Raw genomic sequence first — 12549 nt, forward strand, 5'->3', positions numbered from 1 at the left:
CCGGCAGTCGGGCCTGGCCTTCCGCCTGCCGTTCCGCGCCGAGCCGCGCTCGTACCCGATGTACGACCGGACCTTCTCGGTCCGGTGGGTGCGGACCGCTCAGCGGAGCTCGCGCTTGAGGATCTTGCCCGTCGCGGTCATCGGCAGCGCGTCACGGAACTCGATGATCCGCGGATACTTGTACGCGGCCATGTTCTCCTTACCCCAGGCGATGAGCTCGTCCTCGGTGATCGTCGCGCCAGGAGTGCGGATGACGTACGCCTTGACCTCCTCGCCGTGCGAGTCGTGGGCGACTCCGACCACCGCGGCGAGGGAGACCTCCGGATGGGTGATCAGGACCTCTTCGAGCTCGCGCGGGTAGACATTGAAGCCACCCCTAATGATCATGTCCTTGGCCCGGTCGACGATGGCGTAGTAACCGTCCGCGTCGCGGGTGGCGATGTCGCCGGTGCGGAACCAGCCGTCCCTCATGACCTCGGCGGTCGCCTCGGGCCGGTTGTAGTAGCCCTTCATCACGTTGTGGCCGCGGATCGCGATCTCACCTGGCCCCTCGCCCTCGATCGTCTTCCAGTCGCCGTCGACCAGCTTCATCTCCACACCCCAGATCGGCGTGCCGATCGTGCCGGGCTTGGTGGGCCTGCCCAACTGGTTGAAGCTGGCCACCGGGGAGGTCTCCGACAGGCCGTACCCCTCCAGGATCCCGATCCCGAAGGTCTCCTCGAAGTCCCTGAGCACCTCGACGGGTGAGGACGCGCCGCCGGCCACCGCGACCCTGAGCGAGGTGGGCACCTCGTCGCCCTCGGCGTGGATCTTCGTCAGCATGGCCCAGTACATGGTCGGCACGCCCGCGAACAGCGTGACGTTCTCGGCGCGCATCAGCTCCAGGGCGGGCCCCGGTTCGAAGCGCGGCACGAGCACGATGGTCGCCTGGCGCCGGAACCCGGCGTTCATGATGACGGTCTGCCCGAAGGAGTGGAAGAGCGGCAGCACCGCCAGGTAGACGTCGCCGCCCTCGGTGCGGGGGAACATCTCATCGGAGACCATGGCGTTCAGCAGCATGTTCTGATGGCTGAGCTCGGCGCCCTTGGGCTGGCCGGTGGTGCCGCTGGTGTAGAGGATCACGGCGGTGTCGTCGGGTGCGGTCTGCACGGTCTCGAACTCGCCGGACACGCCGTCGAGCGCCGCCCAGAGCGTCTCGCCGTACTCGGACTCGGTGGCGAACGCGGCGGCGGGCAGCACGAAGAAGTGCTCCGCCGACGATCCCTCGAAGCCCGCCCTGCCCCGCTCGCCGAGCGGCAGTTCGGGAGTGCCCTCGAAGCAGAACAGCGCCTTGGCCTGGGAGTCGTCCAGATGATAGGCGATCTCCCTGGACTGCAGCAGCACGTTGAGCGGCACGACCGTGGCGCCGGTCTTGAGAATGCCGTAGTAGACGAAGGGGAAGTACGGCAGGTTGGGACAGGCCAGCGCGACCTTGTCGCCCTTACCGACCCCCCTGGAGACCAGTAGGTTGGCAACCTGGTTCGCGATGGTGTTGACCAGGGAGTACGGCAGTCGCAGGTCGCCAAAGACCAGTGCGGTGCGGTCGGGGTTCTCCCGGGCGCTGTCCTCCAGTGCGATCGACAGGTTGAGCATCGTGCGTCCTCCTCCGAGCGAGCTCTGACTCGCTCATACTGGCAGTCCTTAGATACCTACTGGTAGGTAACTTTGGTTACAAATTGACGGGCAAACCATGGGGGAGTAAGCAGATAAGAGCCCGCTTACGGGGAGGCGAGCTGACCGTCTGTGCGAGGAGGGGTCAGTGAGCGTGGAGTACGACTATGTCATCGTGGGCGCGGGGTCGGCGGGGTGCGTGCTGGCCAACCGTCTCTCCGCGGATCCGGGCACGAGGGTCGCCCTCATCGAGGCGGGCGGTTCCGACAGGAGGCTCGAGGTCCGGATGCCGGCCGGCTTCGCCAAGCTGTTCAAGACCGAACACGACTGGAACTTCACCACCGCCAAGCAGCCCGAGCTCTCCGGCAGGGAGCTCTACTGGCCGCGCGGCCGGATGCTCGGCGGTTCCTCCTCGATGAACGCCCAGATGTGGGTACGCGGGCACCGCGCGGACTACGACGGCTGGGGCGTGCCCGGCTGGTCCTACGACGAGGTCCTGCCCTACTTCCACCGGATCGAACGCCGCGCCGGCTCCAACCGCGGCGGCGTGTACGGCACGGAGGGCCCGATCCACATCTCGGAGCTGCGCTCCCCGAACCGCGCCACCGCGCTCTTCCTGCGGGCCTGCGAGGAGTTGGGCATCGCCCGCCTGGAGGAGCTCAACGGCCCCTCCAACGAGGGCTGCTCGCCGACGCCCGTGACCCAGTACCGGGGGCGCCGCTGGAGCTCCGCCGACGCCTATCTCGGACCCGCGGCCAAGCGGCCCAACCTCACGGTGCTGACCTCCTCGCAGGTGAACCGGGTGCTCATCGAGGGCGGGCGGGCGATCGGCGTGCAGTACGGCGGCGGTGACGGCGGCGGTGACGGAGGCACCGTGGTGCGGGCGCGCGGGGAGGTCGTGCTGTCGGCGGGGGCGATCGGCTCCCCGCACCTGCTGATGCTGTCGGGCCTCGGCCCGGCCGACGAGCTGCGGGCCGCCGGCGTCGAGCTGGTCCACGAACTGCCCGAGGTCGGCGCCAACCTCCAGGACCACCTGGCCTCGGGCGTCGTCCTGCACTGCCCCGAGCCGATCACGCTCGCCGGCGCCGAGTCGGCGGGCAACCTGCTCCGCTTCCTGGTCGGCCGCCGGGGCATGCTCACCTCCAATGTCGGCGAGGCCGTGGCGTTCATCCGCACCTCTCCCGAGGAGCACGCCCCCGACATCGAGCTGATCTTCGCCCCGGGCCCCTTCGTCAACCACGGCCTCACCCCGCCGCCCGGCCACGGCCTGACCATCGCCTCGATCCTGCTCCAGCCCGAGAGCCGCGGCCGCGTCTCGCTGGACGGCCGTGACGTCGTGATCGATCCCGGTTACCTGACGGCGGAGGCCGACGTCCGGCGGCAGGTGGCCGGGCTGCGGAAGGCCGGGGAACTGTTCGCCACCGAGGCGCTCCGGCCGCTCGCGGGGCCCCCGATGGACCCGTACTGGGGGGCGAGGAGCACCGAGGAGCTCGTCCGCTGGATCCGCGAGCGTAGCGAGACCCTCTACCACCCGGTCGGCACCTGCCGGATGGGTGAAGATCCCGAGTCGGTGGTGGACCCCGCCCTGAGGGTCCGCGGCGTCGCGGGACTGCGGGTGGTCGACGCCTCGGTGATGCCGGTCATCAACCGGGGGCACACCCACGCGCCCACCGTCATGATCGCGGAAAGGGCCGCTGATCTCATCACCGCAGCTCGCTGAGCCGTATATGTGGACAAAGTGTGTTATGACTCACACTTGACGTAAGTAATTACTTGCATAAATCTAAGGCAATGACCGTGAACATGGCGGATGTCGACCTGTCGGAGATTCCGTTCTGGGGGCTTCCCCAGCGGGAGCGCATGGAGGCCTTCCGGCGTCTCCGCGCGCTGGACCGGCCGGTGTTCACGAAGGAGAACAAGATCCCCTTCATTGGGCACGGGGCCGGTTACTACGCCCTGGTGCGGCACGCCGACGTCTCCGAGGCCAGCAGGAACGCCGGGGTGTTCAGCAGCGAGCCGACCGCCAACAGCATCGCCGACATGCCCCGCTGGCTGGCGGTGTACTTCGGCTCGATGATCAACATGGACGACCCCCGGCACGCCAGGCTCCGCCGCATCGTCTCCAGGGCCTTCACCCCCAGGGTCCTGGCGAAGATGGAGGAGGACCTGCAGCGGGCGGCGACCCGGATCGTGGACGAGGCGATCGCCGAGGGGCCGGGCGACTTCGTCACCCAGGTGGCCGCCCGGCTGCCCGTCGAGGTCATCTGCGACATGATGGGCATCCCCCCGGAGTTCCATCACCGGGTCCTGCGCGCGACCAACATCATCCTGGGCAACGCCGACTCCGAGTACACCGGAATCGATCCCGAGTTGAACCGGTGGAACGTGGCCCGGGGCCTGATCAAGCTGTTGGCGGCCGGACGCGAGCTGAACAGGCTGGCGGCCAGGCTCGGCCGCGAGCGCCGGGGCGCCTCCACGGGCGACCTGACCAGCATGCTGGTCAACGGCGATGAGCACCTCACCCCGCAGGAACTCGGCTCGTTCTTCATCCTGCTGGTGGTCGCCGGAAGCGAGACCACCCGCAACGCCATCTCGCACGGCCTCAAGCTGCTCACCGACAATCCCGAGCAGCGCGAACTGCTCGTCGGCGACTTCGAGAAGAACATTCCCGGCGCGGTCGAGGAGATCATCCGCTACTCCACCCCGGTCATCCAGTTCCGCCGTACGGTCACTCGTGACCACGAGATGAACGGGCAGCAGTACCGCAAGGGCGACAAGGTCCTGCTCTTCTACAACTCCGCCAACCGCGACGAGAGCGTCTTCACCGATCCCGACGTCTTCGACATCACCCGCCACCCCAACCCGCACGTGGGCTTCGGCGGCCCAGGCCCCCACTACTGTCTCGGCGCCCACCTGGCCCGCCGCGAGATCACCGTGATGTTCCGCGAGTTGTTCACCCGCCTGCCCGAGATCCGATCGGCCGGTGAGCCCTCCTATCTGCTCTCCAACTTCATAAACGGGGTCAAGCACCTGTCGTACACGACCTGACCGCCGGTGCCGGGCGAGGGGTTGGGGCGATCGCCGCCGCGTCGGCCAAGCGAATGCTAGGTTCCGCCTCATGGACATCAGCACCGTCACCGCCAACGGCGTCGAGTTCGCGTACCTGTCGGCAGGAGAGGGGCCGCTCGCACTCTGCCTGCACGGCTTCCCCGACACCGCGCACACCTGGCGGCATCTGCTGCCCGAGCTCGCCGGGCGTGGTTACCGCGTGGTCGCGCCGTTCATGCGCGGCTACGCGCCCACCTCGATCCCCGCCGACGGCGCCTACGAGGGCGGGGCGCTGGTCGCCGACGCCTGCGCGCTGCACGAGGCGCTCGGCGGCGACGGCGACGCCGTGCTCATCGGCCACGACTGGGGCGCCTTCCCCGTCTACGGCGCCACCGCCTTCGCCCCCGAGCGCTGGCGCAGGGCGGTCGCGATGGCAGTGCCCCCGATGGGCGCGATGCTGGCCGCCTTCTTCGACTACGAGCAGCTCAAGCGGTCGTTCTACATCTTCCTCTTCCAGAGCGGGCTCGCCGAGGCCGCCCTGTCGCGGGACGGGTTCATCGAGGGGCTGTGGCGCGACTGGTCGCCGGGCTACGACGCGGCCGAGGACATCGCGTTCGTGCGGCGTGCTCTGGGCTCTCCGGAGAATCTCGCCGCCGCGATCGGCTACTACCGGGCGATGCTCGGCACGGTGGCACCCACCGGCCGCTACACCGCCGAGCAGTCCGCGACCGGCGGGCAGGTTCCGATCCTCTACCTGCACGGGGCCCGTGACGGCTGCCTGGGGATAGGGCAGGTCGATCAGGCCGCGGCCTTCCTGCCGCCGGGCTCCAGGGTGGAGCATGTTCTTCAGGCAGGACACTTCCTGCATCTGGAACGGCCCAGGGAAGTCAACGACATCGTTCTCGACTGGTTGCGCTGAGGATCCTGTGGCAGGATCGGTAAAACCGAATGGGATTCTAGTGGAGGCTGGCGTGACGGTTTCACTCGCGGACATCGACCTGTCGGACATCGCTTTCTGGGAGCGTCCGATGGCCGAACGGGAGGCCGCCTTCGCGCTGCTCCGCGCGCAGCCGGGCCCGATCCTGTTCGCCGAGCCCGAGATCCCCTTCCTGCCGCCGGGCCCCGGTTACTACGCCCTGGTGCGGCATGCGGACATCACCGAGGCCAGCCGTCACCCCGAGATCTTCTCCTCGGGCCGGGGGGCGACGTCCGTCCAGGACCTCGGCCCCGACTTCAACGAGTACTTCGGCTCGATGATCAACATGGACGACCCTCGGCACGCGCGGCTGCGCCGGATCGTCGCCCGGGCGTTCACTCCAAAGATGATCAAGAAGTTCGAGGCGGACGTCGACGCGGCCGCCGCGCGGATCGTGGACGAGCTGATCGCCACCGGACCCGGCTGCGACTTCGTGACCGAGGTGGCCGCCAAGCTGCCCCTGAAGATCATCTGCGATCTGATGGGCATCGGACCCGAGCACTACCAGGAGGTCTTCGACGCCACGAACATCATCCTGTCGGGCGGCGACCCCGAGTTCATCGCCGACATCAGCCGCGTGGCGGAGTTGCTCCTCGGTACGGGGCAGCGGCTCCAGGAGCTCGTCGTCTCCCTGGCCGCCGAGGGCGGGGACAACCTCACCACCTCCCTGACCAGTGCCAACATCGACGGTGAGAAGCTGACGATGCAGGAACTGGGGTCGTTCTTCATCCTGCTGGTGGTGGCGGGCAACGAGACCACCCGCAACGCCATCTCGCACGGCCTGCACCTGTTCACCGAGAACCCCGACCAGCGCGCCCTGCTGCTGGAGGACATCGACGGGCGCCTGTCCGGTGCCGTGGAGGAGATCGTCCGTCTGGCCTCGCCCGTCACCTGGATGCGCCGCAGCCTAACCCGCGACCACGAGATGAACGGCCACCTCTACCGCGAGGGGGAGAAGGTGCTGCTCTACTACTGGGCCGCCAACCGCGACGAGAGCGTCTTCACCGACCCGCACCGCTTCGACATCCTGCGTACCGAGGGCCCGCACGTCGGTTTCGGCGGACCCGGGCCGCACTTCTGCCTGGGCGCCCACCTGGCCCGCCGCGAGATCACCGTGATGTTCCGCGAGCTGTTCACCCGCCTGCCCGCGATCCGCTCGGTCGGTGAGCCCGACCGCCTGCGATCCAGCTTCATCAACGGGATCAAGCACCTCGACTGCGATTTCTGAGGCCCTGCCACATCCTGCCGGTGGTGACGGGCCGGCAGGGCGGGGGCGACTCCAGCCCGGTCAGAACATGGAGCGCGCCCGCCGGACCGTTCGAGCCGGCCAGGTCACCGCCCCGGTACGCGGATCGACTTGAAGACCGTGTTGATGTCGGGGAGCAGTTCCTTCTTGCTGTCCGGCACCGACATGTAGACGATCGCCGGCAGGTCGGCGCCGGTGCTCACGGCCGCCACGACCATGGTCGTCTTCGAACCGCCCGAGGTGATCTCGTACGCGGCGAGCTGGCCGGGCAGGCCGTTCACGGACAGGGTCTGCTGGGCGGTCTTGCGGGCGGTGTTGTCCTCGGGGAAGAACCGCTTGCGGCCGGTGGAGGCCACCGCGTTGATCACCGGGGCGAGGTTCTCCGGCGAGGTGTACCTGCTCTTCAAACGAGGCGAGAGCGGGCCCGACATCAGCTGCGCGAACTGGGTCTTGCCCGTGGAGTCCGTACCGGCGGGGAGGTACTGGCGGGTTGTGAAGCCGTAGGTGGTGGGCACGCTGGGGCGCTGGTCCTGCCGCCATGGGGCGCCGAGCTGGGCCAGGGTGATCCCCGCGGGCTGGTCGGTGAGCGTACCGACCACCGGCGAGGGATCGCCGCTGAATCGCGGCAGGCGGCCGATGGTGGCGGGCTTGGCGGTCTTCTGGGGAGTCGCCGAGGGCTTGGGCTCGGCGATCTCCTCCTCGGTGGAGGCCAGCGGCCCGGCCAGGAACGCCCAGAGCACCGCGCCGACCAGCGCGATGATCACAGAGCCGGCCAGCGCGAAGATCCAGACCGGCCGACCTTGCTCCTCGAACTCGTCCGCGTCCTCGATGGCCTGGTAGTTGTCGCCGAAGACCGTGTTCCACAGCTCCTGCTGGCGCTCGGGCGGAGGGGTCTTCGGGCCGCTGATCTGGCCGGCGGTGACGAACGGCCTGTTCGGGTCGGAGGGGTCGCGGCTCAGGTGATGGCCGGGCTGCCCCGGATGCGCGGGCTGTCCCGGTTGGGGCTGTGGCGGTTGGGGGCCACCGGCTCCGGGGTGAACGGGAGTTCCCTGCGAGGGAGCCTGGGAGGCCGCCGCCGCGTTCGCCGCGGCCATGGCCCACATGGCGGGGTTGTCCGGCACGCCGTAGCTGCGCCGCGCGTTTCCGGCGCCGTTTCCACCGCCCCCGTCAGGGGAGGCGCCGGGAACGGCGCCCGCTGAGGCGTCGCCGAAATGGGCGGCGGGGCTGTCCGCGGGAGAGCCTGACCAGGAGGAGGGGAACGTCGACGTCTGTGCCTCGGCGAAACCCTGGTTTCCGGTGGGGGGAGCGGGCGGCCAGGTGGCGCCGGACGCCGGAGGGGTGGGCGGCCAGCCGGTGTTCTCCGCCGGCGGAGTGGGCGGCCACACGCTGTTCTCCACCGGCCGAGCCGGAGGGCGGCCGGAGGCGTCGCGCGGGAGTGCGCCCTGCCACGCCTCACCCCCACCGGGAGCCTGCTGCCCGCGAGCGTCCCCCTGCGGGCCTGACGGGTGCGTCCGGCCGTCGTTCTGCGGGTTGGATGCCTGCGCCCAGCTGTCGTGCGAGGGTGCGGTGGCCTGTGCCCAGCCGTTGCCGCCCGGGGAGGCCTGGCCCAGCGGGTCCGACTGGGGAACGGGGCCGGATTGCGGCCACCCGTTGCCGGGGGAGGACGGATTCTGGCCGTCGGCGCCGCCCTGCGGGCCGGACGTCTGTGACCAGCCGTCCCCCTGTGACGGGGTGGGCTGCGGCCACCCGTTGCCGGGGGAGGACGGATTCTGGCCGTCGGCGCCGCCCTGCGGGCCGGAGGCCTGTGCCCAGTTGTCGTTCCGCGGGCTGAAAGCCTGTGCCCAGCTGTCGTTCTGGGGGCTCGTGGCCTGTGCCCAGCCATCGCCGGGGGAGGTCTGTGCCCAGCCGTCGTTCTGGGGGGCCGACGCCTGTGCCCAGCCGTTGTTCTGCGGGTCGGAGGCCTGTGCCCAGCTGTCGTTCTGGGGGCTCGTGGCCTGTGCCCAGCCGTTGTTCTGCGGGTCGGAGGCCTGTGCCCAACCGTCGTTCTGCGGAGCCAATGCCTGTGCCCAACCGTCGTTCTGGGGGGCCGACGCCTGCGCCCAGCCGTTGTTCTGCGGATCGGAGGCCTGAGACCAGCCCCCGCCGGGGGAGGTCTGGCCGGGCGAACCGGCCTGTGGATCGGAGACGCGCTGCCCCCCGCCGGGCGAGGTCTGCCAGGAGCCGTTGCCGCTCTGTGGCTCCTCCTGCGGGCGGGGGAGCCGGGGGCCGGTGCCGAGAGGGTCGTTCGTCCACGAGGGTGACGGTTCGGCAGCCTCCGGCCATGCCGGAGGCAGGTGGGACTGGCTGGACTGCTCCGAGGCCATGCTTTCCTTACCTCCCGCGTGGGTGCCCGAATTAGGCGTATTGGGCATGATCTCACGTGAGACGGGGGGGCTCGCAGGGAAACTGGAGAACGCCCCTCTGAACTGGAGTCCGGTTGGGTCGGTCGGCGGGTCCTGCATGGGCAGGCCGACCTCCAACGGATCCGGGCCCCGCCCCGGCTCTACTGAATGTGCCACGGTGAAAAGAGTAAACGCGAAGGACGTACGAGGTCACAACAGGTGCATAGCCATCGGGTCTCGTTCGCTCCGGCGAGTGCGGAAATCCTCATTCTGCCGACCTGCTCGGACGGCTGTCTCCTGTTTGCCGCGATCGGGTCTGTTTCCCCAGGCCACGAATACGCCTTGCGGGCTGCGATAGTCTTGCTCTATGCGTGCCGCGACCCTGCTTATCGGGCCGCATCGGCCTCCCCGTCCCTGAGCGCCCTGCCGATGCGGCCGCCCTCCGCGTGAGCGGGGGGTTTTTGCATTGGGCCAGGCGGGTCAGACCATCCACGCAGACATACCCGAGGGAAAATCGACGTGAGCGAGCGAGCCGACATGCAGAGCGACGAGCAGCACTATGACCCGCAGGCCCTGCAGGTCAAGTGGCAGCGCAGGTGGGAGGAACTGGACCCCTTCCGGGCCTCCGACGACCCCGCCGACCCGCGTGAGCGGCGCTACATGCTCGACATGTTCTCCTACCCCTCGGGCGACCTGCACATGGGGCACGCCGAGGTGTTCGCCCTGGGCGACGTCATCTCCCGCTACTGGGTCCAGCGCGGCTACAACGTGCTGCACCCCGTCGGCTGGGACTCCTTCGGCCTGCCCGCCGAGAACGCCGCGATCAAGCACAACGCGCACCCGGCGGAGTGGACCTACGCCAACATCGAGACCCAGGCCAACTCCTATCGGCGCTACGCGATCTCCTTCGACTGGTCCCGCCGCCTGCACACCAGCGACACCTCGTACTACAAATGGACCCAGTGGCTGTTCAACCGCTTCTTCGAGCGTGATCTGGCCTACCGCAAGGGCGGCCTGGTCAACTGGTGCCCGAACGACCAGACCGTGCTGGCCAACGAACAGGTCAAGGACGGCAGGTGCGAACGCTGCGGCGCCGAGGTCGTCCGCCGTGAGCTGACCCAGTGGTATTTCAAGATCACTGATTACGCCGACCGGCTGCTGGACGACATGGCCCTGCTGGAGGGCGGCTGGTCCGAGCGCGTGCTGACCATGCAGCGCAACTGGATCGGCCGATCCGAGGGCGCCGACGTCAACTTCGTGATCGAGGGCCGTGACGAGCCGGTCACCGTCTACACCACCCGTCCCGACACCCTGTACGGCGCCACCTTCTTCGTGGTCGCCCCGGACGCGCCGCTGGCCGAGGAGATCGTCACCGACGACCGGCGCGAGGCGTTCGAAGCGTACCGGGTTGAGGTGTCCAAGCTGTCCGACATCGACCGGTTGTCCACCGAGAAGGAGAAGACCGGCGTCTTCCTGGGCCGGTACGCGATCAACCCGGTCAACGGGGAGCGCATGCCGGTCTGGGCGGCCGACTACGTGCTGTCCGACTACGGTCATGGCGCGATCATGGCCGTGCCCGCGCACGACCAGCGCGACCTGGACTTCGCCCGTGCCTTCGACCTGCCGGTACGGGTCGTCGTGCACACCGGTCTGGCCGACCCCGGTGAGACCGGCATCGCCACCGCCGGGGACGGTGCGATGGTCAACTCCGGCCCGCTGGACGGCCTGACCAAGGCCGACGCGATCAGGAAGATCATCGAGGTGCTGAGCGAGCGGGGCACCGGCCACTTCACGGTGAACTTCCGGCTGCGCGACTGGCTGCTGTCCCGCCAGCGCTTCTGGGGCTGCCCGATCCCGATCATCCACTGCGCCGACTGCGGCGAGGTCCCCGTCCCCGACGACCAGTTGCCCGTCACCCTGCCCGACATGCGCGGCGAGGCCCTGGCGCCCAAGGGCGTCTCCCCGCTGGCCTCGGCCGAGGAGTGGGTCAACGTCTCCTGTCCCAAGTGCGGCGGCCCGGCCAGGCGCGACACCGACACGATGGACACCTTCGTCGACTCCTCGTGGTACTTCCTGCGCTACGTCGACCCCTCCTACGAGGACGGCCCGTTCGACGTCGAGCGCGTCCGCAGGTGGGGCCCGATCGACCAGTACATCGGCGGCGTCGAGCATGCCGTGCTGCACCTGCTGTACGCCAGGTTCTTCACGAAGGTCCTGCACGACATGGGCATGGTCGACTTCGTCGAGCCTTTCACCCGCCTGCTGAACCAGGGGCAGGTCATCAACCAGGGCAAGGCGATGTCCAAGTCGCTGGGCAACGGCGTCGACCTGGGTGAGCAGATCGACGCCTACGGTGTCGACGCGGTCAGGCTGACCGTCGTCTTCGCCGGCCCGCCCGAGGACGACATCGACTGGGCCGACGTCTCGCCGGCCGCGTCCCAGAAGTTCCTGGCCCGGGCGTTCCGCGTGATGGTCGAGGCGGGGGCGGCCTCCGCTCCCGGCGTCGACTTCGCAGGTGGCGACCTGAACCTGCGTAAGGTCGTGCACCGCACGGTCGACGAGGTCACCAGGCTGGTCGAATCGCACCGCTTCAACGTCGCGGTGGCCCGGATGATGGAGCTGACGAGCGCGACCCGCAAGGCCATCGACTCCGGGCCCGGCGCCGCCGACCCTGCGGTCAGGGAGGCCGCGGAGACGCTGGCGGTCATGCTCTCCCTGGTCGCGCCGTACGCGGCCGAGGAGGGCTGGGAGCGGCTGGGACACAGCGGCTCGGTCGCACACGCGGGCTGGCCGGCGGCGGACCCGGCGCTGCTGGTCCAGGACTCCGTCACCTGCGTCGTCCAGGTCGCGGGCAAGGTGCGCGACCGGTTGGAGGTCTCCCCGGAGATCTCCGAGGCGGACCTGGAGGCACTGGCGCTGGCGTCGGAGAAGGTCCAGGCGTTCCTGCCCGGCGGCACGCCGCGTAAGGTCATCGTGCGCGCGCCCAAGCTGGTCAACATCGTCCCGTAGACGTTCGAGCGGGGCGCCCGTCCGGCGGGCGCCCCGAGTCGTTCATGGGCGAACCGGGGGTCGGCTCATCCGGCCTGGGCGGTGTCGTCTGTTCGTCGTGCCGTCACCTGAGAAAACGCCGGGGGGGGCGCCCCCCCCCCCCGGGGGGGGGGGGGCCCCCGGGGGGGGGGGGTGTTGGGGGGGGGGCGCACAACTTGGGGGGGGGCCCCCCCAACCAAGCCAGCACGGGGGGGGCGTAG

General features: G+C 69.5%; 7 protein-coding genes. 5 read left to right on the forward strand and 2 right to left on the reverse strand.

Going from position 1 to position 12549, the window contains the following annotated elements; translation table 11 throughout:
- Positions 1-99: 99 nt before the first annotated feature.
- Complete coding sequence (locus AB0K21_RS28990; protein ID WP_343972530.1) at positions 100-1632, reverse strand: long-chain fatty acid--CoA ligase; 1533 nt, start codon at positions 1630-1632, stop codon at positions 100-102.
- A 166-nt stretch (positions 1633-1798) separates the two neighbouring features.
- On the opposite strand from AB0K21_RS28990, the gene AB0K21_RS28995 reads away from it, so the two are divergent.
- From AB0K21_RS28995 to AB0K21_RS29010, 4 genes are all read left to right on the forward strand, one after another.
- Entirely contained in the window at positions 1799-3370 is a 1572-nt protein-coding gene (locus AB0K21_RS28995; protein ID WP_343972527.1) for a GMC family oxidoreductase N-terminal domain-containing protein, read from the forward strand.
- A 71-nt stretch (positions 3371-3441) separates the two neighbouring features.
- The gene (locus AB0K21_RS29000; RefSeq protein WP_343972524.1) at positions 3442-4698 is read left to right on the forward strand and encodes a cytochrome P450; all 1257 of its coding nucleotides are present in this window, start codon (positions 3442-3444) and stop codon (positions 4696-4698) included.
- Between the two features lie 70 nt (positions 4699-4768).
- On the forward strand, positions 4769-5617 hold the full coding sequence (locus tag AB0K21_RS29005; protein ID WP_343972521.1) for an alpha/beta hydrolase: 849 nt from the start codon (positions 4769-4771) through the stop codon (positions 5615-5617).
- Between the two features lie 52 nt (positions 5618-5669).
- The gene (locus AB0K21_RS29010; protein WP_343972518.1) at positions 5670-6902 is read left to right on the forward strand and encodes a cytochrome P450; all 1233 of its coding nucleotides are present in this window, start codon (positions 5670-5672) and stop codon (positions 6900-6902) included.
- A gap of 104 nt (positions 6903-7006) precedes the next feature.
- Here the strand turns inward: AB0K21_RS29010 and AB0K21_RS29015 are convergent, their stop codons facing one another.
- Positions 7007-9283 (reverse strand): hypothetical protein, encoded by a 2277-nt coding sequence (locus AB0K21_RS29015; RefSeq protein WP_364154886.1) that lies wholly within the window; start codon positions 9281-9283, stop codon positions 7007-7009.
- A 555-nt stretch (positions 9284-9838) separates the two neighbouring features.
- On the opposite strand from AB0K21_RS29015, the gene leuS reads away from it, so the two are divergent.
- The gene (leuS, locus tag AB0K21_RS29020; RefSeq protein WP_343972548.1) at positions 9839-12310 is read left to right on the forward strand and encodes a leucine--tRNA ligase; all 2472 of its coding nucleotides are present in this window, start codon (positions 9839-9841) and stop codon (positions 12308-12310) included.
- Positions 12311-12549 lie beyond the last annotated feature (239 nt).

The organism is Streptosporangium sp. NPDC049248, from assembly GCF_040678965.1.
In the GTDB taxonomy this organism is placed as follows: domain Bacteria; phylum Actinomycetota; class Actinomycetes; order Streptosporangiales; family Streptosporangiaceae; genus Streptosporangium; species Streptosporangium fukuiense.

Coding starts and splice junctions, on each gene's coding strand:
- AB0K21_RS28990 (WP_343972530.1), bottom strand. CDS start 1,632: ATGCTCAACCTGTCGATCGCACTGGAGGACAGCGCCCGGGAGAACCCC.
- AB0K21_RS29000 (WP_343972524.1), top strand. CDS start 3,442: ATGACCGTGAACATGGCGGATGTCGACCTGTCGGAGATTCCGTTCTGG.
- AB0K21_RS29005 (WP_343972521.1), top strand. CDS start 4,769: ATGGACATCAGCACCGTCACCGCCAACGGCGTCGAGTTCGCGTACCTG.
- AB0K21_RS29015 (WP_364154886.1), bottom strand. CDS start 9,283: ATGGCCTCGGAGCAGTCCAGCCAGTCCCACCTGCCTCCGGCATGGCCG.
- leuS (WP_343972548.1), top strand. CDS start 9,839: ATGCAGAGCGACGAGCAGCACTATGACCCGCAGGCCCTGCAGGTCAAG.